Origin of the sequence: Pseudoalteromonas luteoviolacea (assembly GCF_021654285.1) — a bacterium.
Lineage (GTDB): Bacteria > Pseudomonadota > Gammaproteobacteria > Enterobacterales > Alteromonadaceae > Pseudoalteromonas > Pseudoalteromonas luteoviolacea_J.
In genome coordinates, this window is sequence record NZ_JAKFZS010000005.1 from 73,621 (window position 1) to 99,032 (window position 25,412).

The following is a 25,412-nucleotide window of genomic DNA, read 5'->3' on the forward strand; positions in this document are numbered from 1 at the left end:
TGTCAAAAAACAGGTAGCTACCCTATTTCAGTATCAGCAATTTACCTACTTCACAGACATAATCAATATTTAAATAGACTGTTCTACAAGACAAGAATTAATTAAAAAACTTATCACGGGCCGAGAACCTATTCATATTGTCTAGTTGCACAACGTCCAATAAGCTATACTGCGCTCAAATTGAGTTAGAGGTTAATCATGTTAGACATCGTTTTATATCAACCTGAGATCCCACCAAATACGGGCAACATTATTCGTTTATGTGCCAACACTGGCTATTCATTACACTTGATTGAGCCGCTGGGATTTGACTGGGATGACAAACGTGTAAGGCGTGCAGGACTGGATTACCATGAATTCAGTGAAGTTAAGCGTTACCCGTCTTACGAAGCGTATTTAGAACAGCGCAAGCCTAAACGTGTATTTGCATGCACAACCAAAGGTAAAGCTTACCACCATACACCAAAATACCAAGCCGGTGATACATTGTTGTTTGGACCAGAAACCCGTGGCCTGCCCGAAGAAATTATTTTTTCTCTACCAGAAGATCAAAGGCTCAGAATCCCAATGAAACCAGATAGCCGCAGCATGAACTTATCTAACGCGGTATCAGTATTCGTTTATGAGTCTTGGCGTCAGTTTGATTTTGATGGCGCGGTATAAAAGCCTAAATTAAATTAAGCCGACCATGAGTTCCAAAATCAAAAAAGCCGCTATTAAGCGGCTTTTTACTCTAGAATATTCGCTAGATATGAAGAGTTATAGCTTGTCTTCTACCTCTGCAAGGCCTTTATCTTCGCCTTCCTCATCTTTAATGGTTGCTTGAAGTAATAACATTTCACGTAACTTGCCTTCAATCTCATTAGCAATTGCCACGTTTTCTTTCAAGAACTTGATTGAGTTAGCTTTACCTTGACCAATCTTATTGCCATTGTAGCTGAACCAAGCACCCGCTTTGTCTACTAGCTTGTGCTTAACGCCTAAGTCGATAAGTTCACCCTGCTTAGACGAACCTTCACCATACATGATGATGAATTCCGCTTGCTTAAATGGAGGCGCAACCTTGTTTTTAACAACTTTAACGCGTGTTTCGTTACCAACAACCTCGTCACCCTCTTTCACAGAGCCGATACGACGGATATCTAAACGGACTGATGAATAGAACTTAAGCGCATTACCACCCGTGGTTGTTTCTGGGTTACCGAACATCACACCAATCTTCATACGAATTTGGTTAATGAAGATACATAGCGTGTTTGAACGCTTGATGTTACCAGTTAATTTACGTAGTGCTTGCGACATCAAACGCGCCTGAAGACCAACGTGAGAGTCACCCATGTCACCTTCGATTTCTGCTTTAGGTGTCAAAGCGGCTACCGAGTCAACAACAACAACGTCTACAGCACCTGAACGTACTAACATGTCACAGATCTCTAACGCCTGCTCACCAGTGTCAGGTTGAGATACGAGTAAGTCATCAACATTTACACCTAGCTTTTCAGCATATACAGGGTCAAGTGCGTGCTCTGCATCTACGAATGCACAGGTTTTACCCATTTTTTGTGCTTGGGCAATCGTTTGTAACGTCAGTGTTGTTTTACCTGATGATTCAGGTCCATAAATTTCAACAATACGACCAGTTGGCAGACCACCGATACCCAAAGCAATATCCAGTCCCAATGAACCAGTTGATACTGACTCTATGTCTAAAGCTTGGCTATCACCCAGCTTCATGATTGATCCTTTACCAAATTGACGCTCAATTTGCGACAATGCAGCATCTAATGCTTTTTGTTTGTTATCGTTCATCTGTTTCTCCAATCTAGCGTAATGCGAACAAGTATACTGTATAGAATTACAGTATCAAGAGCCTTTTACTGTTTTATTAAAGAAATTATTTTTTCCAAAATAAATTCAATAGCTTGCAATCTAACTTCCGCTCGCCCTTCAGGAAATACTTGCATAAATGTCTGTGTATTCCCCTGTATATCTATTGCAAACCATACAGTACCAACAGGTTTTTCTTTACTGCCGCCACTTGGCCCAGCAATGCCAGATACCGATATCGCAATATCTGCTTTACCAGCTGCTCTTGCTCCTGCGGCCATCTCAATGACTGTCTGCTCACTGACCGCGCCATATCGAGCAAGCGTTTGCTCTGATACGCCCAGTAATTCATGCTTCGCCTCATTGCTGTATGTGACAAAGCAACGATCGATATAGGCAGAGCTTCCCGGCGTATCTGTGAGCGCATAACTAATTCCACCACCAGTACAAGACTCAGCGGTAGTGATCACGAAGCTTTTATTCGTTAGAATAGCGCCCAATTGTGCCGCTAGTGCGGCGATTTTAGTGTGTATTTCCATACAAAAAACCTTAGGTAGAAGCATGTCATTAGATCTTTATTCTGAACATACTATAAAGCAACAAACACCTATGATGCAGCAGTATCTTAGGATCAAAGCCCAACATCAAGAGATCCTGCTATTCTACCGTATGGGTGATTTTTACGAATTATTTTTCGATGATGCCATTCGTGCTGCACAGTTACTCGACATTTCGCAAACACATCGCGGCAAAGCAGGTGGTAACCCCATTCCAATGGCGGGTGTACCCTATCATGCCGTAGAGAATTATTTGGCAAGGTTAGTGCAAATGGGTGAGTCAGTTGCGATCTGTGAGCAAGTTGGCGACCCTGCAACCAGTAAAGGCCCGGTTGAGCGTAAGGTTGTGCGAATCGTCACACCGGGTACCGTCACTGATGAAGCCCTACTACAAGAGCGTCAAGACAACTTGCTTGCTGCAGTGTGGCAAGATAAAAACAAATATGGCGTTGCCTATTTAGATATCAACTCTGGGCGCTTTAATGTTGTAGAGCTGGCAACGGACGAAGCGCTGATGTCAACGTTACAGCGCTTACAGCCGGCTGAATTACTTTACCCCGAGTCATTTCAAAATTTAATTGTACTTGAGCAAGTCAAAGGCTGTCGCCGTCGTCCAGATTGGGAGTTTGACTTAGACACCGCCAAACACCTACTTTGCCAACAATTTGGCACCAAAGACTTGATCGGATTTGGTGTCGAAGCGGCCTCTGCGGGATTAATTGCAGCAGGTTGTGTCATGCAATATGTCAAAGATACACAACGCACTGCACTGCCGCATATCAGAGCCATTACCTTAGAAAAAAATGAACACGCTGTGATTTTAGATGCAGCAACACGCAAAAACCTTGAGCTCACAGTCAATTTATCAGGCTCTATCGATAATACCCTGGCACAGGTACTCGATAAAACAGCGACGCCTATGGGGTCACGTTTACTTAAGCGCCGGATCCATACCCCAGTCCGTGACCGGGTTGAGTTGAATGCCCGTCTAAACGCCATCTCAAGTATACTCGATATGCATTTAGGTATTGAACTGTATGATGCCCTGCGTCAAATTGGTGATATTGAGCGTGTCGTTGCAAGACTTGCGCTGTGTAATGCAAGACCACGAGATTTAACGCGCCTTCGCAGTGCATTACAAGCACTACCGCCACTACATGAATTGTTAAATGAGAGTGATGATGCGCGCATCCAACAGATCAAAGCGCAATCTCCTGAGCTACCTCATTTACAAGATTTACTCGAGCGCGCAATCATTGATAACCCACCAGTATTGATAAGAGACGGTGGCGTAATTGCCACAGGCTACAATGCGGAATTAGATGAATGGCGTGCACTCAGTGAAGGGGCAACCGACGTCTTAGAACAGCTTGAGGAACGTGAGCGAGAACGAACTGGTATCAGCACCTTAAAAATCGGTTACAACAAGGTACATGGTTTTTATATTGAGATCAGTAAAGGCAACGCGCACCTAGCGCCACCTGAGTATATTAGACGCCAAACCCTTAAAAATAATGAACGCTACATTATACCTGAGCTAAAAGAGCACGAGGACAAAGTCCTAGGCAGTCAATCCAAGGCACTGGCACTTGAGAAACAGCTATATGAGCAATTATTTGAATTAATTGCTCCTTATCTAGAGCAGCTACAAACAATGGCTGCTGCACTGGCTGATTTGGATGTATTGAATACATTAGCTGAGCGCGCACAGACACTGGATTACTGTAAACCAGAACTCACCTCAAGCGATGAAATCAATATTCAAGCTGGTCGCCACCCTGTGGTTGAACAAGTCAGCAGTGAGCCCTTTATTGCAAACCCTGTACACTTGAGCAATGACAGAAAAATGTTGCTGATCACAGGTCCAAATATGGGTGGTAAATCAACCTATATGCGCCAAACCGCACTGATTGTATTAATGGCACATATTGGTAGCTTTGTACCTGCAAGCCATGCGCACATTGGCCAAATTGACAGGATCTTTACTCGTATTGGTGCAAGCGACGATCTTGCCTCAGGGCGTTCAACCTTCATGGTTGAAATGACTGAAACCGCTACCATACTCAACAACGCAACCGAGCAGTCTTTGGTATTAATGGATGAAATTGGCCGAGGCACCAGTACATACGATGGCCTATCACTGGCATATGCCACAGCTGACTACCTTGCAAATAAAATCTCTGCAAAAACATTATTTGCAACACATTACTTTGAGCTTACTGAGCTAGCAGAGCAACAATCTGGTCTTGTTAATGTGCATCTCGATGCCGTTGAGCATAATGACACGATAGCATTCAAACATACCGTACTTGATGGCGCGGCAAGTAAAAGCTTTGGTTTACAAGTAGCAGGCCTTGCTGGTGTGCCAAAAGCCGTTATCAAGTTAGCCAAACAAAAACTAACACTGCTTGAGCAACACCAAAGTGTCGTGGATGGTGTTCAGCCAACAACAATACCTCAACAACAAAGTTTAGTACTCAATTCTGAACCTTCTGAAGTAGAGCAGCTGTTAGAGTCTATTGACCCAGATGAGCTGACACCAAAGCAAGCACATGCTTTGCTTTATCAGCTAAAAGACAAGCTATAAAAAAAGGGCTGCATCATTGCAGCCCTTTTTCTTACATTGGGTAGAGCGTTAAAGTGTATGGTTATATTGCAAACCAAATACTGAAGCATGGCCTTTTGACTTAAAGCCCCACTCGCTACCAAAATTATCTTTTTCAATAAAGCGCTGCGTTTTACCTCTAATGATACTCACGCCAACATCTAAACTTGAATTTGCCGTTAACTGGTATTCTGCACCAAATGAGTACCAAATGCGGTCTGTATCTGGGATAGAAATAGACATATGGTTTTCATCCGCTGGCGACTCATCATACGCAAAACCGACACGTAACTTAAGTACTTCGCTCCACTGGTGATCAGCGCCAATTGAGTAACGTAACGAGTTACTGAAGTTTTCGTCCTTTGTGAACACAGTGCCAACATTTTCAACATTGGCCGCTAGCGTTTGGAAGCTATTCCAGCCAGTCCATAAAATGCTGTAATGTAGCGCAGTTTGTTTGTCTAACTTATGAGAGCCAGATACTTCAGCAATTGCGGGTAATGTTATTGCAACGCTACCAGGTAAAGCCTGTCCACCTGTACCATTGAAAGGCGCCACTGCTGGTAGCTGGTTACTGAAAGTGCCTTTAAATGTGATGTCTGTTTCACTGCGGTAGTGAAAACCAAAACGATTGTCTTCGTCAATGTTAAACACAGCGCCAACATTCCAGCCAAAGCCAGTATCATCACCTTCTAAATTCACGACTTCGGTCTCACTGGGCACACCCAGCGTATTTATACCTAAGTTTCTAAGGATTTTCGCGTCAGCATAAACATGGTTTAGTCCCAACGCAATGCTCCACTGCGCATTAACTTGATAGGACGCTGCAATACCAGTATTGATAGTCACAATTTCAGTTTCACCCGCAATTTGGCCTGCAACATAGTCATCTTCAAATTCTGTTGCCAAGCCAAATTGAGAGTACATGCCACCACCAACAGACCACTTGTCATTGATATTAGTCGTGATAAACGCGCTTGGTACAACCGCACTTGGCGCAATGCTGCTGTTATCCAACGCAGATGCTGGCACACCATTATTCGTGCTTGTGCCCTGTAAACTCACATCCGGTTTAACATACATCGTAGAGACACTTATTTGCGTACCATCTAATTTATTCATCAATCCTGGATTGCGAGAAACCACTGATGCGTCGTCTGCGACACTGGCCTCACCCGCGTATGCTCTGCCTAAACCTGATACATTTTGCTCAGCTAACTGAAATGCAGCGGCTAAACTATGCGTTGATGTGATCATTGCACCTGCACCTATCAGTGCAACCATAATTCTGTTCATTCTTGCCTCTTAATTTCTAACTGCAATAAAATTAATGGCTCGACACACTACAGAAATCTGAATTAAAAATCTTCAACTTTGACACTTTTAACTCACCAATTGCGTAAAATAAAAGCTTTTAATTACTTTTAGTGACAAGTCAGACCAGAATTTAAACATTTAGCACACAATTATAAATGAGACTAATTCTCAATATCATTGAACCAAGTGAGAGTTTCACATATACTCTTTGCCATTCAAGTGAGGAGAATAATCATGATGGTGTTATTGATTATGGCAGCGCTGCTGTTTTCAGGCGTCAGCGTGTACTGCCTTTGTAAAGCAAATTACTGTGCCTGCCAGCGTGCAGGGCAATGTGACAATCCAGTCAATCACTATTGGCTAGGTGCAATTATTGCAGCCTTGTTTGCTCTCGCTTGCTGCTGCTTTGCATTGCATAGCGAAAGAGGTACCTTACTTTGGATTGTATTGATGTCGAGCTGCCTTGCAGGCGCGCTACTTTCAGCCAAAGTACAAAAACTAAAGCGTTGCAAGCAGGCTAAACAAGCAAGTTCTCTTGCAACAGACGGGATAAATTAATCTGATAATCAATCGGCCTAACATTCGACACAATTTTAATGTCGTTTGTCGCGCTCAGATCCACATCTTTCAGTGTGATTTGATGCATGTGTTTCACATTATAAAAAACACGCACAATTGGAGAGGTCGGCGAGCCCTCGTTACCCGCCATCACGAGTCCCAAGCGATCATTGGTCAGCTTTACTAATGTACCAACGGGATGTATCCCAATACACTTGATAAACTTTTGCACCAATACCGCATCAAACTGGTCTTTATTAGATAATAAAAAGCGCAGCGCATGCACAGGCTCTATGGCTTTCATGCCAGGCTGATCCGATGTTAGCGTTGCATAGGTATCAACAATGGCCATAACACGCGCAGCTTTACTGAGCTTGTCTTCTGTAAGACCTCGAGGAAAGCCACTGCCATCAAGGCGCTCATGATGATTAACAATCATGTCTATCATCAAAGGCGTTATTCCTTTTTCTTCTTTAACCATAGCAACCGAGTATGCAACATGTCTTTGCATGTGACGTGTTTCATTGTCACTCAGAGGCGTTGCTTTTTCTTGAATACTCTGTGGGACCTTGCTCCTACCAATATCGTGCAGCATGGCAGCCATGGCCATTTGCTCTACCACATGAGGTTTCAAGCCAAGGTACTTGGCAAAGATGGTCATCAAAATAGTGCAGTTGATCATATGCCGCCAACTAAATCCGCGCTTGTCTTTAAGGCGGGTGAGAATAGCCATGACGTTACTATTTTGCGTTACAGAGGAGACAATCTCTTTGCTGACGTCATTCACCAAATGCATTTGCAGCGCTTCTCCGCCCAAAATATTGCCATAGATCAGCTGCAACCGCTTATTTTGCATTTCAAATTGATTTAACGCTGCTGAAAACAGTTCTGCGGTGGGCAGAGCATTGCCATCGGAGTTGGTGAGAAGCGCTTGAGGCTCTGCATCTGCTTCGATATCTGATACAGCATCAGCTTTTATCTCATCCATTGCCTGTGATGGCTTTAAAGGCGTATTCGCAGCGTCGGCCTTGATATAACGCTCAGGCACAGGCACCTGGCTTTGCTTGATGTCTATATTGAGCTCAAGTACACCGTCAGCCTCTAGCTGAGTAATAATCGCCGAATTACGCACCATCCCTCGTGACTTTAATTTAATATCTGCATCAGATTTTAATTTATGAACACTGTCCACAAACATACCTGGTACAAGTTCACTAATGGGAATTGTTGCGTGCATGGTTCCTAGGAGAAGCTTTTTTAATCAAACGCAATAATATGCATAGTTACGACAAAATTGTCTACTATAAGATAAAAATACAAGAATAAAGGATTAGAAAATAAGGGTAGAGAGAAGTCCATTTCTTTCTGCGGGCTCACAAACTGAGTGAATTAGTCTTGGAAGTAAGTACCCCAACCATCGTACTCAACGCCAGTTTGCTGTGCAATTGTCACTAGCTTTGTGACATCTTCCATAATGACTTCCGCATTTAGTTCAGCCTCAACAACAATATCAAAGCCCCAAATTTTTCCGCCATCTTCCAGCTCTAACTCTGCAGGCTCTTCTACATCATAACCGAGTTTAAATGCCGCTAGCGCGGCTTCTTCTAGCTTATCAAAGTTCTCACATACAAAATGATGCTCAACTTCATAAAGCTTTTCTGGATTAGAGCCATCTTCAAGAAGCGACTCAACAATGTCTTCACTGATCTCTTGCCAATTTTCCATCAGCTTTTCTCACCTTTATCTAATTGTGCGATTTCATCGGCCATCTTAGCATGAATGCGCACTGCATGCTCTCTTGCCGAGCAATCATCTGATAACTTAATCGGTGCCAACATCGAAATATAGACTTTGCCGTTATTCCAACGATTTAGCTTGATTTTATCTTTCGTTGAACTCATGCAGACTGGAATAATTGGCACTTGAGCATTTTTAGCTGCGTGAAAAGCACCTGTTTTAAATGGCAAAAGGCCACGTCCATAGCTGCGCGTCCCTTCAGGAAACATCCACAGTGACAAGCCTTTTTGCTTGATCTTCTCCACGGCTTTATCCAACGTACCCACAGCTTTTGAACGATTTGCTCTGTCAATTAAGATATTACCTGATAGCCAATAAAGCTGGCCAAAAAATGGGATCCATTTAAGACTTTTTTTACCCATACTCACTGTGTTTTGCGGTACTACAGCTGGCAAGGTAAATAAGTCATAGTTATTCTGGTGGTTAGCGACGTACAGTGCAGGGCCAACGTCAGCCACTTCTGGCGCTCTTTCTATCACTAACTCAACACCGATTACCTTGGCCATAGAGCCAAACCAAGAGGCGATAACGTGCACATTGTTACGATGGAATGGTCTTACAATACACAGTGCCAATCCAAACATACAACTAAAGATAATAAATATGGCCATGGCCAAAATTCGTAATAAAGCTAACAAACTCAGCGCTCCTAAAACTTGATCGATGCATTATAATCAAATAAGCGTACACTTGTAAGCTCAATTTTTTATGACACAAAAAAATACCGCCCCATAACTGGAGCGGTATTTAAAAAACTTGAATGCGTTAACGCTTAGCTCATTGCTGCTTGCAGCTTCTTCATGGCTGACTTCTCTAGTTGGCGCACTCGCTCTGCGGATACGCTATATTTGTCAGCTAAGTCTTGCAGTGTAGCCTTGTCTTCAGCTAACCATCTCGCTGCAACAATATCCTGAGAACGCTCATCTAGCGTCTTCATTGCCGCCAACAAACGATTCTGTGCCTGCTGCTGATACTGCTCTTCTTCAATTACTTCAGCAATGTCACTGTTTGAATCAGCGAGATACTGAACTGGTGAAAAGTTGCTGCTTTGCGTCCCTTCATCTTCATCAGACCCTAAATCGAAGCCCATATCTTGGCCGCTCATACGCGACTCCATTTCACGGACTTCTTTTTCACTGACACCTAGCTCAGAAGCTACAGTGCTCACCTCTTCTTGATTAAACCAACCAAGACGCTTTTTATTCTTACGCAGGTTAAAAAACAGTTTGCGTTGTGCTTTTGTTGTCGCAACTTTGACTATACGCCAGTTTTTAAGTACGTACTCATGAATTTCAGCTTTAATCCAATGCACTGCGAATGACACCAGTCTCACACCAACTGTTGGGTTAAAGCGCTTCACTGCCTTCATTAGGCCAATGTTGCCTTCTTGGATAAGATCCGCCTGCGGTAAACCGTATCCTGAGTAACTTTTAGCAATATGTGCTACAAATCTGAGGTGAGACATAATGAGCTGTTTTGCGGCATCTAGGTCGCCATTTTCATGAAGACGTGTAGCAAGCTTGTGTTCCTTTTCAGCGTCAAGCATAGGGATCGTGCTCACAGCCTGCAAATATCCTTCGATACTCGCACTTTGCTGTCCAACTGTTAACGCCATTGCATATGTGTCTTTACTCATTTTTCACCTCAGTGATAAATTCTTTTGTGTATGTTAGCACTCTAACCCTTAGAGTGCTAACTGCAATCTACTACTTTTTAAGACTAAAAATCAAGCTTTTTATTATTAACAATAAATGAACAACCAAGGTATTGATTTTAATGTAATTTTTAAACTGTAAAATGTAACAGAGTTTGTCATTAAAAGAACTGAGTGGCAGACTGCAAGTAATACAGTCTGCTAAAAGTGGATTTAAACCTTTTCAGGTTCAATTTCACGAATGTACTTTTGCACCGACAGATAAGAGCCAACAAAGCCAAGGGAAATGGCCAATAAGAGTAAGGAAAATAGTTCTGATACGTTTAGCCCCTCTAATACAAAGCTACTCTGATAAACGCCCACCACCAGTGACACAGCGGACTCTAGCCACCACAACATCAAAACAACACAGATAAAGGCCACGAACCCGCCAACAATACCATACCAAATCCCAGTCCATAAGAATGGAGTATGAATAAATGTATTCGTCGCGCCAACGAGTTTCAAAACTTGGATCTCTTCTTTTTTATCCATAATGGACAAACGAATGGTGTTACCAATAATCAATACCACTGCGCTAAGGAGTAACAGCCCAACGGTAAAAACACTCTCTTTCAGTAGTCCTAGTAAAGCATTTAGCCGCTCTAACCACTCAATATCAAGCTTACCAAACTCCACTTCACGCTCACTCTCTAACTTCTCAAGTAAGACTTGTGCGCTTTCAGCACCGCGATGGCGTTTAGTCGGTGTTACCAAGACCACGCTTGGGAGAGGATTCTCTTCTAAGTAATCTAGCGCTTGGCCAAATCCCGAAACTTGCTTGAACTCTTCTAACGCTTGGGATTGAGAAATAAAGCTCACTGAGTCAACTTCAGGATAGAGTGCCAAGCGTTTTACTAAAGTTTGCGTTTCTTGTTCACTGAACCCTTCTTTAACAAATAAAGAGATCTCCGCCGCTTCTTGAAAGCCACTACTGACTTTTTGGACGTTCTTAACAACCACATATAATGTAGTTGGTAACGTCAAGCTCAAACCGAGTACCAATATTGTCATGATAGAGGCCATTGGTGTGCGCCACATTTCACCTAAACTATGAACACCATGACGAAAAATCGTCAAAACAAAGAAGTACAGTTTTAAAAAAAGCGACTTGTCCTGACTATTAACCTGATTGCCTCGGCCTTTAAAGAGTAAACTCATAGCGGATCTCCTAGAAAATCACCTTTTAAAGGGTCTACAGCCAACGGGTCTTGAAGCATCCGGCCATGATCCAAGGTTAAGCTACGATATTTCATACGCGCGATCAGCCCTAAATCATGGGTCGCAATCAAAACCGATGTACCATGACGATTAAAATCCTCAAACAAGGTTAAAATCTCCATTGATAATTCAGGGTCTAAGTTACCAGTTGGTTCATCTGCCAATAATAAGGGCGGAGAATTAACAATTGCTCTGGCAATACCGACGCGTTGCTGCTCACCGCCAGATAATGTACTCGGCTGACACTTTATTTTGTCCAGTAAACCGACTTTATCTAGCGCAGCATGCACGCGCTTTGTGATGTGTTTACGGTGTGTACCTTCAATGACGAGGGGTAAAGCAACATTGTCAAATACGTTATAACGCTCAAGTAACCGGTGGTTCTGGAAAATAATGCCAATGTCTCGACGAACAAAAGGCACTTGTCGATTCGAGATACTATTTAGGTCAACATCGTTGATAGATACCCTACCTGCTGACGGACGCTCCATCAAACTGATCAGCTTTAACAAGGTGCTTTTACCTGCGCCACTGTGACCAGTTAAAAATGCGAGCTCACCTTTGCCAAGCTCAAAGCTCACTTTCTCGAGCGCTCTGTGACCTCCGGGGTAAGTTTTGCTTACTTGTTCGAATTTAATCATATACGACCTACAAAATGCGTATGTACTATCCTTATAGAGAAAAAGCGCCTCGATTAATCGGGCGCTTTTTTGCTTTTAACTTTTCTGTTCATCATCTTGGCTAAATAGCGCCTCGATAAAATCATCGCTCTTGAACGTTCTCAAGTCATCTATACCTTCACCAACACCGATATAGCGAATTGGAATTTTAAATTGATCAGCAACGGCGAAAATGACACCACCTTTTGCAGTACCATCTAGTTTAGTTAGCGTGATACCAGTTAAGCCAACTGCTTGGTCAAATAGTTTAACTTGACTAATGGCATTTTGACCCGTACCCGCATCAATCGTCAGCATCACTTCATGTGGAGCATCTGGGTCAAGCTTTTTCATTACTCTGGCAATTTTTTCAAGCTCTTGCATTAAGTTATCTTTGTTTTGCAAGCGACCCGCCGTATCAGCAATCAATACGTCTACATTACGAGCTTGCGCAGCCTGAAATGCATCAAACACAACTGACGCACTATCAGCACCAGTGTGCTGCGCAACAACTGGGATCTCATTACGTTCACCCCATACTTGCAACTGCTCAACTGCGGCAGCTCTGAAAGTGTCACCCGCAGCAAGCATCACTGATTTACCTTGTGACTGGAACTGCTTAGCCATTTTACCGATTGTGGTCGTTTTACCTACGCCATTAACACCAACCATTAGGATCACATATGGCTTTTTACCTGTATTGATCTCAAGCGGCTGCTCGGCATCTTTTAAGATCTCAGCCATTTCGCTTTTCATCAATTCATAAAGTGCATCACCATCTTTCAGCTGCTTACGGTCAGCGGCGTCTGTTAGGTTATCAATCAGCTTCATGGTGGTTTCAACACCTAGATCAGCGGTCAATAACTGGGTTTCAAGCTCTTCAAATAATTCGTCGTCAATTTTCTTTCCACGGAAAATAGACGCGAAGCCTGAGCCGATGTTTTCTTTCGTTTTAAGAAGCCCTTGCTTTAAACGTGCAAAAAAGCCCTTTTTCTTTGGTTTTTCGGCTTCAGCTTGCTCTTTAGCTAAACGCTCAGCTTCTTCACGCTCTGCCTGCTCTTTGGCTAGGCGCTCTGCTTCTTCACGTGCTGCCTGTTCTTTAGCTAGGCGCTCTACTTCTTCACGCTCAGCCTGTTCTTTAGCTAGGCGCTCTGCTTCTTCACGCTCAGCCTGTTCTTTAGCTAAACGCTCTGCTTCTTCACGTGCTGCTTGCTCTTTAGCTAGGCGCTCAGCTTCTTCACGTGCTGCTTGCTCTTTGGCTAAACGCTCTGCTTCTTCACGTTCAGCCTGCTCTTTGGCTAGACGCTCTGCTTCTTCACGTGCTGCTTGCTCTTTGGCTACACGCTCTGCTTCTTCACGTTCAGCCTGCTCTTTGGCTAGACGCTCTGCTTCTTCGCGCTCTGCTTGTTCTTTTGCTAAACGCTCTGCTTCTTCACGTGCTGCTTGCTCTTTGGCTAAGCGTTCCGCTTCTTCACGCTCTGCCTGCTCTTTGGCTAGACGCTCTGCTTCTTCACGCTCTACTTGCTCTTTTGCTAAACGCTCTGCTTCTTCACGATCAGCTTGCTCTTTGGCTAAGCGTTCCGCTTCTTCACGTTCTGCTTGCTCTTTGGCTAGACGCTCTGCCTCTTCGCGTTCTGCTTGCTCTTTGGCTAGACGCGCTGCTTCTTCACGCTCGGCCTGTTCATTGGCTAAACGCGCTGCTTCTTCACTTGCAGCTTGGTCTTTAGCCAGACGCTCAGCTTCTTCACGTTCTGCCTGTTCTTTGGCTAGACGCTCTGCTTCTTCACGTTCTGCCTGTTCTTTAGCTAGACGCGCTGCTTCTTCACGTTCTGCCTGTTCTTTAGCTAGACGCTCTGCTTCTTCACGTTCTGCCTGTTCTTTAGCTAGACGCTCTGCCTCTTCGCGTTCTGCTTGCTCTTTGGCTAGACGCTCTGCTTCTTCACGTTCTGCCTGTTCTTTGGCTAGACGCGCTGCTTCTTCACGTTCTGCCTGTTCTTTGGCTAGACGCGCTGCTTCTTCACGTGCTGCCTGTTCTTTAGCTAGACGCTCTGCCTCTTCGCGTTCTGCTTGCTCTTTGGCTAGACGCTCTGCTTCTTCACGTTCTGCCTGTTCTTTGGCTAGACGCTCTGCTTCTTCACGTTCTGCCTGTTCTTTAGCTAGACGCGCTGCTTCTTCACGTTCTGCCTGTTCTTTGGCTAAACGCTCTGCTTCCTCACGTTCTGCCTGTTCTTTGTCGGATTTACCAAACCCCAACCAAGATAAAAATTTGTTTTTCTTTCCCATAACCAACTAATACCATTAAAGTTTGTATTGTGATTTAGTAGCCATAACCGTATCTATGATCACCACCATTAAGCGCAAAGCTTCCCACGTTGCGATCGCGCGCATCGTCATTGAGCTGTGCATGCTAAAACTTTGGGGTTAGTACAAAGACCTTAATAATCACACAAAAGACTTTGTGATAATTGTTATAATCACTAAGTTAACGCCATAATATGCGCTTAGTGTATCATGTTCCAAGTAGATGAAAAATTTATAATCGAGTGCAACATACTCGATAGCGAAAATATATGAAAAAAAGAAAGCCTCAAGCCCGAACTGACGGTCATATTCGAATTATCAGTGGTAAATTTAAAGGTCGTAAGCTACCAGTAAAAGATGTTGAAGGCCTCAGGCCGACAACTGATCGTGTAAAAGAAACAGTATTTAATTGGCTGATGGCTGATACACGAGACGCCAATGTATTAGATTGCTTTGCCGGCTCCGGTAGCTTGGGACTAGAGTCATTATCTCGTTTTGCTAAGCATGCAACATTCATAGAATTAGATAAAACAGCTGCGACGCAAATTACACAAAATATACACACACTCGCGCTCGATAATGCACGAGTGATAAATACAAGTGCACTAGATTACTTGCGTAATAATGATGAACAACACACTTTTGACATTGTTTATCTAGATCCCCCATTTAGAAAAGACTTACTTTTTCCTTGCTGTGAACTACTTGAAAGTGCAGGATGGCTTCATGATGATTCATTAATTTATGTTGAATTTGAAAAAGAAGCACAGCCAAATTTTCCTGCTAACTGGCAGTTGTTAAAAGAGAAAAAGGCAGGCCAAGTGATTTGCATGCTTTTTAATCGAGGCCCGGCATAAAGCGTATAAAAAGCACACCGAGATTAACGCATGACACAATTATTCAGATCCGCTATAATTTGATCTTTACACGCGGTCTCGCTTCGGCTTACAATACCGCACCATTTTTGAACCAATTGACCATTTATCGGTCAATTTGAGCCAAGCTCATTATTTAGGTAGGTGAATTTTTAATGCCAGTAATTAAAGTAAGAGAAAACGAACCGTTTGACGTAGCACTTCGTCGTTTCAAGCGTTCATGTGAAAAAGCAGGTATCCTTTCTGAAGTTCGTCGTCGCGAGCACTATGAAAAGCCAACTGCAGAGCGTAAGCGTAAGAAAGCAGCAGCAGTAAAGCGTCACATGAAAAAGCTTTCTCGTGAAAACGCACGTCGCGTTAAACTATACTAATTAACATTTGGTCTTGTACATATGAGCTTATTAGCGACGCTAAAAGACGCCCAAAAGGAAGCAATGAAAGCCAAAGACAAACCACGTCTTACGGCAATCAGAGCAGCTCTAGCTGAAGTCAAGCAACGTGAAATTGATAACCAGACAACGCTAGACGATGCTGGTATCACCTCAGTGTTGGTTAAACTGGTTAAACAGCGTAAAGACTCTTTCACTCAGTATACTGATGCAGGAAGAGAAGACTTAGCACAGATCGAGGCTGGTGAAATATCAGTACTTGAGTCTTTCTTACCTCAGCCTTTATCTGAGGAAGAAGTTCTTGAGATGATCGATGCTGCTATCGCTGACACAGGCGCAGCTGGTATGCAAGACATGGGTAAAGTAATGGGTGTGATTAAGGCACAAGCTGAAGGTCGCGCTGACATGGGCAAAATCTCTGGTTTAATTAAGCAAAGATTAAGCGCATAACTACCCACATACAAATGTATGAAATTAGTAAACCGAGCCTTGCGCTCGGTTTCTTCGTATAAGCGTTAGGAAAACTATGGCTGGCAAAATTCCAAGACAGTTTATCGATGATTTATTAGCAAGAACTGACATCGTCGAGCTTATTGATGGCCGTGTTGGTCTAAAAAAAGCAGGAAAAGATTATCAAGCCTGCTGCCCTTTTCACAATGAAAAGTCTCCTTCTTTTACAGTTTCTAGAGATAAACAGTTCTATCATTGCTTCGGTTGTGGTGCCAACGGTAATGCCATCTCTTTTTTAATGGAATATGACAAACTTGAGTTTGTTGACGCCATTGAAGAGCTTGCCGGTATGTTTAATCTTGAGATCCCAAGAGAACAAGGTCTAGGTGGTCCGCAACGAAGCTTTGAAGAAAAAAAGTCAGATTATGACTTAATGATGCATACCGCACGTTTTTACCAACAGCAGTTAAATACTCATAATAATGCTGCACAAGTACAGGCTTATGTAAAAGGGCGTGGACTGTCAGAGCAAACAGTCAGTAAATTTCAAATTGGGTATGCTCCACCTGAATGGGACGCATTACTTGGTAAACTTGCTCGAAACCCAGCACAAAAGCAACAATTAGTAGAATTAAAACTTGCCAGTGAAAAAACACCTGGTAGGCAATTTGACTTTTTCCGTGATCGATTAATGTTCCCTATTCGCGACAAACGCGGACGGGTTATCGCCTTTGGTGGTCGCGTGATGGGTCAAGATCAAGGTCCAAAGTATTTAAATTCCCCGGAAACACGCATTTTCCACAAAAGCTTTGAACTCTATGGTTTTTACGAAGCAAAGCAGGCACATAAAAAATTAGAGCAAGTGCTGATTGTTGAAGGCTATATGGATGTCGTTGCCTTATCTGAGTATGGCATTGATTATGCCGTCGCAGCACTGGGTACCGCAACCACACTAGAGCATATGCAAACCCTGTTTCGAAATACAGATAAGGTGATTTGTTGCTATGATGGAGACCGAGCCGGTCGCGATGCTGCTTGGCGTGCACTGGAACATGCATTACCAAATCTTAAAGATGGTAAATCACTCGGATTTGTATTTTTACCGGACGGTGAAGATCCTGACTCTTTGGTACAAAAAGAGGGTAAAGAGCGCTTTGAAGAAAGGCTTGCTACGGCAGATGAGTACAGTAAAGTACTATTCAGCCGACTTTCTGAACAGTGTGATCTCACCACCGATGCAGGAAAAGCAAAGTTATTGGCGGAAGCTGTGCCACTGATCAATAAAATCCCCAGCGAATTTTATCAAGAATCTCTACTGACGACATTGGCAAGACTCATAGGCAGAACTCGAGAGCAGTTGACGGCAAAGCTATCAACACCGAAAAAACAGCATAATATAGAAAGAAAATTTAAAGTCACCCCAATGCGCCGCGCAATAGGCCTATTGTTACAGCATCCACAGTTAGCTCACTGTGTTGACTATCTGCCCGATCTCGCTCACATGCAATTACCCGGCATGGCGCTATTTTTAAGGTTGCAGTATACATGCTTAGAAAACGCACAATACACCACCGCACATATCTTAGAGTCCTTTAGAGACACACAAGATTATGAGCCTTTAAAAAAGCTCGCAACTTGGCAACACAATATACATGAAGAGGCTTTAGAAGAAGAATTTAAACATACTTTCAAGTTTATTGAAGACCAGTGTTTAAATCTGCGCTTAGAGACCTTACTTATTAAGGACAAAACAGAGGGCTTAAATAGCGACGAACGACTGGAATGTGCGTTATTAACACAAGCTTTAGGCTCTCGTAGAACTGGTCAAAATTAATTTTTGGTGTTATAATGTTCTATTCACTGCGTCAACCAAAATAACGCTGTTTTTAGCTGGCGCCCGTTGTATAAACTTTATCAGAGTGGAAGCAATAATCTCTATGGATCAATCTCCTCAGTCACAACTCAAACTTCTGATTCAGAAAGGTAAAGAGCAAGGTTACTTAACTTTTGCAGAAGTTAACGATCACCTTCCACAAGACATCATAGATTCGGATCAAGTCGAAGATATCATTAGCATGATCAATGATATGGGTATTCAGGTTTCTGAAGCTGCCCCAGATGCCGATGAGTTGATGATGCAAGAAACAACCACCGACGAGGATGCGGCAGAAGCAGCAGCAGCTGCGCTAGCAACGGTAGAAAAAGAAATTGGCAGAACAACAGATCCAGTGCGCATGTATATGCGTGAAATGGGCACCGTTGAGCTACTTACTCGGGAAGGCGAGATTCTTATTGCAAAACGTATTGAAGAAGGTATTAATCAGGTACAGATTTCTGTTGCTGAATACCCTGAAGCAATCACGTATTTGCTAGAACAGTGGGACAAATACGAAGCCGAAGAGATGCGTTTAAGTGACATCGTCACTGGTTTCTTCGACTCATTAGAAGACGATGAAGCGACTATCTCTGCAACGCACATTGGTTCAGAACTAAGTGACGAAGACTTAGATGATGAAGACGATGATGGCGATGAGGACGACGATTCTGAAGAAGGCGAGTCAGGCCCAGATCCTGAAGTTGCTCGTGAACACTTCGAAGAGCTTCGTACCCTATATACCAATGCACGCAAATGTTTTGAAGTAAAAGGCCGCAGTCATCCTGATGCACAAGCCGCAATCAAAGAAATTGGTGAGTTGTTCCGCAAGTTCAAACTAGTTCCTAAGCAGTTTGACCGCATGGTAAATAACATGCGTGAAATGATGGATAAAGTACGTGTTCAAGAACGTATCATCATGAAGCAAGCTGTTCAAATTGCAAAATTACCAAAGAAAACATTCGTTAAGCATTTTGCTAACAATGAAACAGACGTTGCTTGGATCGACGCTGAAATCGCTTCTGGTGACAAACATTCAGACAAACTTCGCGAAGTTAAGCCTGAAATAGAGCGTTGTATTAACAAACTCAAAGCAATTGAAGAAAGCACTGGCTTAAGTGTAGAGCGCATTAAAGACATCAACCGTCGTATGAGCATCGGTGAAGCAAAAGCACGCCGTGCGAAAAAAGAAATGGTTGAAGCAAACTTACGTCTTGTAATTTCAATCGCTAAAAAATATACCAACCGTGGTCTACAGTTCTTGGATCTGATCCAAGAAGGTAACATTGGTCTAATGAAAGCGGTTGATAAATTCGAATATCGCCGTGGTTATAAGTTCTCAACTTATGCAACTTGGTGGATCCGACAAGCGATCACACGTTCAATTGCTGACCAAGCTAGAACAATCCGTATTCCAGTACATATGATTGAAACGATTAATAAACTTAATCGTATTTCTCGTCAGATGCTACAGGAGATGGGTCGTGAACCTAGCCCCGAAGAGTTGGCTGAGCGCATGATGATGCCTGAAGACAAGATCCGCAAGGTGCTTAAAATTGCTAAAGAGCCAATCTCTATGGAGACGCCAATCGGTGATGATGAAGATTCACATCTTGGTGATTTCATCGAAGATACAACGATTGAATCTCCGATTGACTCAGCAACCATGGAAAGCTTGCGCGGTGCAACCAACGAAGTCCTTGCAGGCCTAACAGCCAGAGAAGCAAAAGTACTACGTATGCGTTTTGGTATCGATATGAATACGGACCATACACTAGAAGAAGTTGGTAAGCAGTTTGACGTAACACGTGAACGTATACGTCAGATTGAAGCGAAGGCACTGCGTAAACTACGTCACCCTTCTCGCTCTGATCTACTGAAGAGTTTCTTAGACGTTAAAGGCTAAGAGTAAAAAATACCAAAAAAGGCCGCATCATGCGGCCTTTTTATTTGAAATTAAATATGTGCGGATTGTATACATAATCAAGTAGGTGATCACAGTCAGCAACAGTTGTAGCCACTCTAAGCTGATGTGTCATTTATCGCGCAATGAAGACAAAAAGATATTTAATAGGAACAATATTATGGCTTGGATCCAAATCCGCATTGATGCTAACAAAGAAACAGCCGACCTGATCAGTGATTTATTAATGGATATTGGCTGTCCTTCAGTGACATTTATTGATGGCCAAAACACGCCTGTATATGAACCTAAGCCAGGCGAAGTCATTTTGTGGCCAGAGACAACCGTGATAGGCCTATTTGAAGCAACCCATGATATGCAATCAGTTGTTGATTACCTCACCGAGCAGATGCCTGAGGCGCCTAAATACAAAGTCGAACAGTTGGAAGACAAAGACTGGGAAAGAGAATGGATGGATAACTTCCACCCGATTAAGTTTGGTGAGCGTTTGTGGATCTGTCCAAGTTGGCGCGATATCCCAGATCCGGATGCAGTGAACGTACTGTTGGATCCTGGTCTTGCATTTGGCACAGGCACACATGCTACCACTTCACTATGCTTGCAATGGTTAGAAGCACAAGACTTAAGCGGTAAAACCGTGGTCGACTTTGGCTGTGGCTCGGGTATTTTAGGCATTGCAGCAATTAAACTCGGTGCAGAACGCGTGATCGGTATCGATATCGACCCGCAGGCACTTGTCGCAAGCAGAGATAATGCAGAGCGTAATGGTGTTGCTGATCAACTAGAGGTTTACTTACCTGAGAATCAACCTGAGTTTAAAGCCGATATCGTTGTTGCAAATATCCTCGCTCAACCACTTAGAGAATTGCATGAAATAATCCTTGGATTCTTAAAACCGCAGGGTGCAATTGCCATGTCTGGGATCTTAGAAGAACAAGCTCAATCTGTTGCTGATGTGTACGCACCATATATTGAGTTAGATGCAATAAAACAAGAGGGCGAATGGACACGAGTGAGCGGCATTACAAAACCATAACAAGTGTAACGACTATCTTCTGAGTTAGTATTCTATTACGCGTAAAGCCTGTACTTAACAGGCTTTACGCTTTTTTTACAGCTCGATAATCAAGCCCAAACCTACCTTATAAAAATTTTTTGACCAAAATTACAGCAATTTATACAGTCCTTCATATTGTTACCAAAAGTCAACCCAAAAAGTTCAAAAAAAAAACACTTATGTTCAATTTATAGCCTTTGATTTTTGCGAAAAAAACCGTAAACTTAGCGCCCCTTGAAATGAGGCAGATGAATAGTAGTGCGTATTGGTCCTTACCAACTTGATAACAATGTAATCGTAGCTCCAATGGCTGGTATAACCGACCGACCATTTCGACAGTTATGTCGACGCCTTGGTGCAGGGCTGGCGGTTTCAGAAATGTTGTCATCAAATCCAAAGGTTTGGAAAACTGATAAATCAATGAACCGCATGGATCACTCTGGTGAATCAGGTATACGTTCAGTGCAAATTGCAGGAGCTGATCCTGAACTTATGGCACAAGCTGCACAATTCAATGTCAAAAATGGCGCGCAAATCATAGATATTAATATGGGTTGCCCAGCCAAAAAAGTGAACAAGAAACTCGCAGGTTCTGCACTTTTGCAGTACCCGGATTTGGTTGAGGAAATAGTACAAGCTGTGGTTGGCGCGGTAGATGTACCTGTTACCTTAAAAATCCGGACAGGATGGGATCCTGACAACCGTAATGGTGTTGAAATTGCGAAAATAGCCGAGCGCAATCGTATTGCATCACTGGCTGTGCACGGGAGAACGCGTGCATGCATGTATAAAGGTGACGCAGAATACGACACTATCAAAGCGATAAAGCAATCGGTTTCTATTCCTGTTGTGGCGAATGGTGACATTACATCACCAGAGAAAGCCAAGCAGGTTTTGGATTATACGGGCGCAGATGCCATCATGATTGGTCGAGCCGCCCAAGGTCGTCCTTGGATTTTCCGAGAGATAGACTATTATTTGCGAACTGGAAAACACTTACCAGCACCTGAGGTTTCTGAAGTGCGTGGTATTTTGATGGAACACCTTGTGAACCTTCATCAGTTTTACGGTGAACCAATGGGTGCGCGCATCGCACGCAAACATGTATCTTGGTATTTGCAGTCCCACGACCAAGAAGGTCAATTTAGGCGAGTATTCAATGCACTTGAGGAGCCAGAGGCGCAAATCGAGGCATTAGAAAACTATTTTGAAACACTAGCAGCTAACTAAGAAAGAGACATAAAGATGTTTGAACAAAATGTGACTTCTCCTTTTATCACTAACGCTCATGTTCAGTCACAAGAGAAACCGCAACCACTACGCGATGCAGTTAAAAAAGCTGTCCACCACTACTTAAAGCAGTTAAATGGTCAAGACGTGCAAGATGTATATGAGCTAGTATTATCAGAGCTTGAAGCACCTTTACTAGAAGAAGTAATGACGTACACACGCGGCAACCAGACTCGCGCTGCGATCTTACTAGGTATCAACCGTGGTACTCTTCGTAAGAAGCTTAAAAAGTACGGCATGAACTAATCTGTACTGATTTTGAAAGCGTCCTTTTTTAGGACGTTTTCATCCACCTTCACTTTCTCAATAACCAATCACCTACCCCATCTAAACACACAAATTAAGGCATAATGTCCTCTAAAAGCCAAATTGGCGCATAAAGTTCAGTATTTCTCAATCTCGTTAACATCATTTCCATCGTTTTCTCATCCTAGTTGAGCTAAAATACAGCCTTTCTAAGCTAGCCCTTAACTAATCATTGAGGAAATCAAAACCATCATGGATATACATCGTCCTATTCGTCGCGCACTTTTAAGCGTGTCAGATAAAACTGGTATCGTTGAGTTTGCCCGTGCTCTTGCTGAGTCAGGCGTTGAACTTCTTTCTACAGGCGGTACTTGTAAACTCCTAGCCGACAACGGCATTCAGGTAACGGAAGTATCTGACTACACAGGCCACCCAGAGATCATGGATGGTCGCGTGAAAACTCTCCACCCGAAAGTACACGGTGGGATCTTGGGGCGTCGTGGCCAAGATGAAAACGTTATGGCAGACAACAACATCTCTGCTATTGATATGGTTGTAGTTAACTTATACCCCTTTGCACAAACTGTTGCAAAAGCTGACTGCAGCCTAGAAGATGCGATTGAAAATATCGACATCGGTGGCCCAACTATGGTTCGCGCAGCGGCTAAAAACCACAAAGACGTCACCATTGTAGTTAATGCCAGTGACTATGACCGCGTACTTGCAGAGATTAAAGACAACGATGGTTCAACAACGTATAAAACACGTTTTGATCTTGCAATTGCAGCCTATGAGCACACAGCACAATATGACGGCATGATCGCAAACTACTTTGGTAAGCTTGTCGCTGATTACACCGAAGAAGCGGCGGAAGAAACTAAGTTCCCACGCACAATTAATATGCAGTTTACGAAAAAGCAAGATATGCGCTATGGTGAAAACTCACACCAAGACGCCGCTTTTTATGTAGAAAACAACATTGAAGAAGCCTCTGTTGCAACTGCGAAGCAATTACAAGGTAAAGCACTTTCATACAACAATATCGCTGATACAGATGCAGCCCTTGAGTGTGTGAAAAGCTTTGAAGCACCGGCATGTGTTATCGTCAAACATGCAAACCCGTGTGGTGTGGCAGAAGACAAAGATATTTTAAGTGCTTATGACAGAGCGTTTAAAACGGACCCAACTTCTGCGTTTGGTGGCATCATTGCTTTCAACCGCGAACTGGATGTTGAAACGGCAAAAGCCATCATTGAACGTCAATTTGTGGAAGTCATCATTGCACCAAGCATTTCAGCAGAAGCTGCTGACATTGTCTCTGAAAAGAAAAACGTACGTCTTCTAGAGTGTGGTCAGTGGGAAGCGAAATCTACTGGCGTTGATATCAAGCGCGTAAATGGTGGCGTGCTTATCCAAGACCGCGACCAAGGTATGGTCACACTTGGCGACTTAACGGTTGTCTCTAAGCGCCAGCCTACTGAACAAGAGCTAAAAGATCTATTGTTCTGCTGGAAAGTTGCTAAGTTCGTTAAATCAAATGCGATTGTGTATGCTCGTGATGGCATGACTATTGGTGTAGGCGCAGGCCAAATGAGCCGCGTATACTCAGCGAAAATCGCAGGTATCAAAGCTGCAGACGAAAACCTTGAAGTTAAAGGCTCTGTCATGGCCTCTGATGCATTCTTCCCGTTCCGTGACGGTATCGATGCAGCCGCTGAAGCTGGTATCACAGCGGTTATTCAGCCAGGTGGCTCAATGCGCGATGAAGAAGTCATTGCTGCTGCTGATGAAGCAGGCATGGCAATGGTCTTTACCGGAATGCGCCATTTCCGTCACTAATCGATTAGCGCGAAACGTTTAACGTTTCGCGCTTTTTGTTTGCACCAAATTCAAGTATTCTGACCAAAAGACAATCACAATAACCTTGAAGGAACTGAATAATGAAACTAGGTATTAAAGCATTAATCACAGCAGGTATCGTCACTGCAATCGCAGGGTGTAGCAGCACAACAGGCTCTAGCAGCTCAAATGCAAGCATTGCCAAAGCGGTGCAAAGCAGCGAACGCGCAGAGAGTAATCGTGCCCGTGATAAATACCGTAATCCAGTCCAGACATTGGAGTTTTTTGGTCTAAAACCAAATATGACCGTTGTTGAAATCGCACCTGGTGGCGGTTGGTATACTGAAATCCTAGCGCCAACAGTAAAAGGCCAAGGCACTTTGTATGCAGCACACTTTCCAGCAGATTCTGACGTTGAATATTACAAAAGATCTTTAGCTGCGTTTAACGACAAAATTTCAAGTGACACACGTTACAGCGAAATTAAAATGACTGAGTTTTCAGCATTAACGCATCATGATATCGCACCTGCGGGATCTGCAGATATGGTATTAACCTTCCGTAATGTTCATAACTGGTACATGCGTCCAGGTGATGAAGGCGTGCTTAAGTCTTTCAAAGCATTCCATACAGCACTTAAGCCAGGTGGTATTTTAGGCGTAGTTGAGCACCGTTTGCCAGAGCACCGCGATACTGAAGATCAGAAGCGTTCAGGTTATATGAAGCAAAGCTATGTCATCGAAATGGCAAAAAAAGCAGGCTTTGAATTGGTAGCAAGTAGTGAAATCAACGCTAACCCATTAGACAGTGCAAACCACCCGCGTGGTGTGTGGTCACTGCCGCCAAGACTTGCGCTAGGTGACGAAAAGTCAGCGCAGTACAAGGCGATTGGGGAAAGCGACCGTATGACTTTAAAGTTTAAAAAGATTTAATA

At 43.3% G+C, this 25,412-nt stretch carries 23 protein-coding genes; 13 read left to right on the plus strand and 10 right to left on the minus strand.

Going from position 1 to position 25,412, the window contains the following annotated elements; genetic code table 11:
- Positions 1 to 198 precede the first annotated feature (198 nt).
- Positions 199 to 663 carry a tRNA (uridine(34)/cytosine(34)/5-carboxymethylaminomethyluridine(34)-2'-O)-methyltransferase TrmL gene (gene trmL, locus L1077_RS05765; protein ID WP_237135969.1) on the plus strand — a complete coding sequence of 155 codons (465 nt, stop codon included), beginning with the start codon at positions 199 to 201 and terminating at the stop codon, positions 661 to 663.
- Between the two features lie 96 nt (positions 664 to 759).
- Here trmL and recA read toward each other — a convergent pair whose 3' ends face one another.
- Entirely contained in the window at positions 760 to 1,809 is a 1,050-nt protein-coding gene (gene recA, locus L1077_RS05770; protein ID WP_063363168.1) for a recombinase RecA, read from the minus strand.
- A 65-nt stretch (positions 1,810 to 1,874) separates the two neighbouring features.
- Positions 1,875 to 2,366, minus strand: coding sequence for a CinA family protein (locus L1077_RS05775; protein WP_237135970.1), 492 nt, complete (start codon positions 2,364 to 2,366; stop codon positions 1,875 to 1,877).
- A 22-nt stretch (positions 2,367 to 2,388) separates the two neighbouring features.
- Between L1077_RS05775 and mutS the strand changes: the two genes are divergently transcribed.
- Positions 2,389 to 4,971: a DNA mismatch repair protein MutS gene (gene mutS, locus L1077_RS05780; RefSeq protein ID WP_237135971.1), complete on the plus strand. Its 2,583-nt coding sequence runs from the start codon at positions 2,389 to 2,391 to the stop codon at positions 4,969 to 4,971.
- 48 nt (positions 4,972 to 5,019) lie between these two features.
- Here mutS and L1077_RS05785 read toward each other — a convergent pair whose 3' ends face one another.
- Positions 5,020 to 6,285 carry an outer membrane protein transport protein gene (locus L1077_RS05785; RefSeq protein ID WP_237135972.1) on the minus strand — a complete coding sequence of 422 codons (1,266 nt, stop codon included), beginning with the start codon at positions 6,283 to 6,285 and terminating at the stop codon, positions 5,020 to 5,022.
- A gap of 255 nt (positions 6,286 to 6,540) precedes the next feature.
- Here L1077_RS05785 and L1077_RS05790 point away from each other — a divergent pair, with 255 nt between their 5' ends.
- Complete coding sequence (locus L1077_RS05790; RefSeq protein ID WP_063363164.1) at positions 6,541 to 6,864, plus strand: hypothetical protein; 324 nt, start codon at positions 6,541 to 6,543, stop codon at positions 6,862 to 6,864.
- Here the strand turns inward: L1077_RS05790 and L1077_RS05795 are convergent.
- The 7 genes from L1077_RS05795 to ftsY form a co-directional block, all read right to left on the minus strand.
- Positions 6,824 to 8,101 carry an HD-GYP domain-containing protein gene (locus tag L1077_RS05795; RefSeq protein ID WP_237135973.1) on the minus strand — a complete coding sequence of 426 codons (1,278 nt, stop codon included), beginning with the start codon at positions 8,099 to 8,101 and terminating at the stop codon, positions 6,824 to 6,826. The two genes, L1077_RS05790 and L1077_RS05795, sit on opposite strands and share 41 nt — an antisense overlap.
- A gap of 152 nt (positions 8,102 to 8,253) precedes the next feature.
- Positions 8,254 to 8,589 (minus strand): ribonuclease E inhibitor RraB, encoded by a 336-nt coding sequence (rraB, locus tag L1077_RS05800; RefSeq protein WP_237135974.1) that lies wholly within the window; start codon positions 8,587 to 8,589, stop codon positions 8,254 to 8,256.
- The gene (locus L1077_RS05805; RefSeq protein WP_237135975.1) at positions 8,589 to 9,299 is read right to left on the minus strand and encodes a 1-acylglycerol-3-phosphate O-acyltransferase; all 711 of its coding nucleotides are present in this window, start codon (positions 9,297 to 9,299) and stop codon (positions 8,589 to 8,591) included. Before L1077_RS05805 ends, rraB begins: the two co-directional genes overlap by 1 nt.
- Positions 9,300 to 9,433: 134 nt before the next feature.
- Complete coding sequence (gene rpoH, locus L1077_RS05810) at positions 9,434 to 10,297, minus strand: RNA polymerase sigma factor RpoH (protein ID WP_039608340.1); 864 nt, start codon at positions 10,295 to 10,297, stop codon at positions 9,434 to 9,436.
- A gap of 231 nt (positions 10,298 to 10,528) precedes the next feature.
- Positions 10,529 to 11,515 (minus strand): permease-like cell division protein FtsX, encoded by a 987-nt coding sequence (gene ftsX, locus L1077_RS05815; protein WP_237135976.1) that lies wholly within the window; start codon positions 11,513 to 11,515, stop codon positions 10,529 to 10,531.
- Positions 11,512 to 12,216 (minus strand): cell division ATP-binding protein FtsE, encoded by a 705-nt coding sequence (gene ftsE / locus L1077_RS05820; RefSeq protein ID WP_237135977.1) that lies wholly within the window; start codon positions 12,214 to 12,216, stop codon positions 11,512 to 11,514. Before ftsE ends, ftsX begins: the two co-directional genes overlap by 4 nt.
- Positions 12,217 to 12,291: 75 nt before the next feature.
- Entirely contained in the window at positions 12,292 to 14,517 is a 2,226-nt protein-coding gene (ftsY, locus tag L1077_RS05825; RefSeq protein WP_237135978.1) for a signal recognition particle-docking protein FtsY, read from the minus strand.
- A gap of 287 nt (positions 14,518 to 14,804) precedes the next feature.
- On the opposite strand from ftsY, the gene rsmD reads away from it, so the two are divergent.
- The 10 genes from rsmD (at position 14,805) to L1077_RS05875 (ending at position 25,410) form a co-directional block, all read left to right on the plus strand.
- Positions 14,805 to 15,392, plus strand: a complete 588-nt coding sequence (rsmD, locus tag L1077_RS05830; protein WP_237135979.1) for a 16S rRNA (guanine(966)-N(2))-methyltransferase RsmD — start codon at positions 14,805 to 14,807, stop codon at positions 15,390 to 15,392.
- A 173-nt stretch (positions 15,393 to 15,565) separates the two neighbouring features.
- The gene (gene rpsU / locus L1077_RS05835) at positions 15,566 to 15,781 is read left to right on the plus strand and encodes a 30S ribosomal protein S21 (RefSeq protein ID WP_010362466.1); all 216 of its coding nucleotides are present in this window, start codon (positions 15,566 to 15,568) and stop codon (positions 15,779 to 15,781) included.
- A 21-nt stretch (positions 15,782 to 15,802) separates the two neighbouring features.
- Complete coding sequence (locus L1077_RS05840) at positions 15,803 to 16,249, plus strand: GatB/YqeY domain-containing protein (protein WP_063361530.1); 447 nt, start codon at positions 15,803 to 15,805, stop codon at positions 16,247 to 16,249.
- A 76-nt stretch (positions 16,250 to 16,325) separates the two neighbouring features.
- Positions 16,326 to 18,083 carry a DNA primase gene (gene dnaG / locus L1077_RS05845; RefSeq protein ID WP_237135980.1) on the plus strand — a complete coding sequence of 586 codons (1,758 nt, stop codon included), beginning with the start codon at positions 16,326 to 16,328 and terminating at the stop codon, positions 18,081 to 18,083.
- 103 nt (positions 18,084 to 18,186) lie between these two features.
- Positions 18,187 to 20,028 (plus strand): RNA polymerase sigma factor RpoD, encoded by a 1,842-nt coding sequence (gene rpoD, locus L1077_RS05850; RefSeq protein WP_237135981.1) that lies wholly within the window; start codon positions 18,187 to 18,189, stop codon positions 20,026 to 20,028.
- Between the two features lie 178 nt (positions 20,029 to 20,206).
- On the plus strand, positions 20,207 to 21,082 hold the full coding sequence (prmA, locus tag L1077_RS05855) for a 50S ribosomal protein L11 methyltransferase (RefSeq protein ID WP_237135982.1): 876 nt from the start codon (positions 20,207 to 20,209) through the stop codon (positions 21,080 to 21,082).
- Positions 21,083 to 21,361: 279 nt separating this feature from the next.
- Positions 21,362 to 22,333: a tRNA dihydrouridine synthase DusB gene (dusB, locus tag L1077_RS05860; protein ID WP_237135983.1), complete on the plus strand. Its 972-nt coding sequence runs from the start codon at positions 21,362 to 21,364 to the stop codon at positions 22,331 to 22,333.
- A 15-nt stretch (positions 22,334 to 22,348) separates the two neighbouring features.
- Entirely contained in the window at positions 22,349 to 22,639 is a 291-nt protein-coding gene (gene fis, locus L1077_RS05865; RefSeq protein WP_010374122.1) for a DNA-binding transcriptional regulator Fis, read from the plus strand.
- Positions 22,640 to 22,891: 252 nt separating this feature from the next.
- Positions 22,892 to 24,478: a bifunctional phosphoribosylaminoimidazolecarboxamide formyltransferase/IMP cyclohydrolase gene (purH, locus tag L1077_RS05870; protein ID WP_237135984.1), complete on the plus strand. Its 1,587-nt coding sequence runs from the start codon at positions 22,892 to 22,894 to the stop codon at positions 24,476 to 24,478.
- Between the two features lie 101 nt (positions 24,479 to 24,579).
- Positions 24,580 to 25,410 carry a class I SAM-dependent methyltransferase gene (locus L1077_RS05875; protein WP_237135985.1) on the plus strand — a complete coding sequence of 277 codons (831 nt, stop codon included), beginning with the start codon at positions 24,580 to 24,582 and terminating at the stop codon, positions 25,408 to 25,410.
- Positions 25,411 to 25,412 lie beyond the last annotated feature (2 nt).

What these genes read in the sequence shown, in the direction of transcription:
- trmL (WP_237135969.1), top strand. Translation starts at nt 199, where the DNA reads ATGTTAGACATCGTTTTATATCAACCTGAGATCCCACCAAATACGGGC.
- recA (WP_063363168.1), bottom strand. Translation starts at nt 1,809, where the DNA reads ATGAACGATAACAAACAAAAAGCATTAGATGCTGCATTGTCGCAAATT.
- L1077_RS05775 (WP_237135970.1), bottom strand. Translation starts at nt 2,366, where the DNA reads ATGGAAATACACACTAAAATCGCCGCACTAGCGGCACAATTGGGCGCT.
- mutS (WP_237135971.1), top strand. Translation starts at nt 2,389, where the DNA reads ATGTCATTAGATCTTTATTCTGAACATACTATAAAGCAACAAACACCT.
- L1077_RS05785 (WP_237135972.1), bottom strand. Translation starts at nt 6,285, where the DNA reads ATGAACAGAATTATGGTTGCACTGATAGGTGCAGGTGCAATGATCACA.
- L1077_RS05790 (WP_063363164.1), top strand. Translation starts at nt 6,541, where the DNA reads ATGATGGTGTTATTGATTATGGCAGCGCTGCTGTTTTCAGGCGTCAGC.
- L1077_RS05795 (WP_237135973.1), bottom strand. Translation starts at nt 8,101, where the DNA reads ATGCACGCAACAATTCCCATTAGTGAACTTGTACCAGGTATGTTTGTG.
- rraB (WP_237135974.1), bottom strand. Translation starts at nt 8,589, where the DNA reads ATGGAAAATTGGCAAGAGATCAGTGAAGACATTGTTGAGTCGCTTCTT.
- rpoH (WP_039608340.1), bottom strand. Translation starts at nt 10,297, where the DNA reads ATGAGTAAAGACACATATGCAATGGCGTTAACAGTTGGACAGCAAAGT.
- ftsX (WP_237135976.1), bottom strand. Translation starts at nt 11,515, where the DNA reads ATGAGTTTACTCTTTAAAGGCCGAGGCAATCAGGTTAATAGTCAGGAC.
- ftsE (WP_237135977.1), bottom strand. Translation starts at nt 12,216, where the DNA reads ATGATTAAATTCGAACAAGTAAGCAAAACTTACCCCGGAGGTCACAGA.
- ftsY (WP_237135978.1), bottom strand. Translation starts at nt 14,517, where the DNA reads ATGGGAAAGAAAAACAAATTTTTATCTTGGTTGGGGTTTGGTAAATCC.
- rsmD (WP_237135979.1), top strand. Translation starts at nt 14,805, where the DNA reads ATGAAAAAAAGAAAGCCTCAAGCCCGAACTGACGGTCATATTCGAATT.
- rpsU (WP_010362466.1), top strand. Translation starts at nt 15,566, where the DNA reads ATGCCAGTAATTAAAGTAAGAGAAAACGAACCGTTTGACGTAGCACTT.
- L1077_RS05840 (WP_063361530.1), top strand. Translation starts at nt 15,803, where the DNA reads ATGAGCTTATTAGCGACGCTAAAAGACGCCCAAAAGGAAGCAATGAAA.
- dnaG (WP_237135980.1), top strand. Translation starts at nt 16,326, where the DNA reads ATGGCTGGCAAAATTCCAAGACAGTTTATCGATGATTTATTAGCAAGA.
- rpoD (WP_237135981.1), top strand. Translation starts at nt 18,187, where the DNA reads ATGGATCAATCTCCTCAGTCACAACTCAAACTTCTGATTCAGAAAGGT.
- prmA (WP_237135982.1), top strand. Translation starts at nt 20,207, where the DNA reads ATGGCTTGGATCCAAATCCGCATTGATGCTAACAAAGAAACAGCCGAC.
- fis (WP_010374122.1), top strand. Translation starts at nt 22,349, where the DNA reads ATGTTTGAACAAAATGTGACTTCTCCTTTTATCACTAACGCTCATGTT.
- purH (WP_237135984.1), top strand. Translation starts at nt 22,892, where the DNA reads ATGGATATACATCGTCCTATTCGTCGCGCACTTTTAAGCGTGTCAGAT.
- L1077_RS05875 (WP_237135985.1), top strand. Translation starts at nt 24,580, where the DNA reads ATGAAACTAGGTATTAAAGCATTAATCACAGCAGGTATCGTCACTGCA.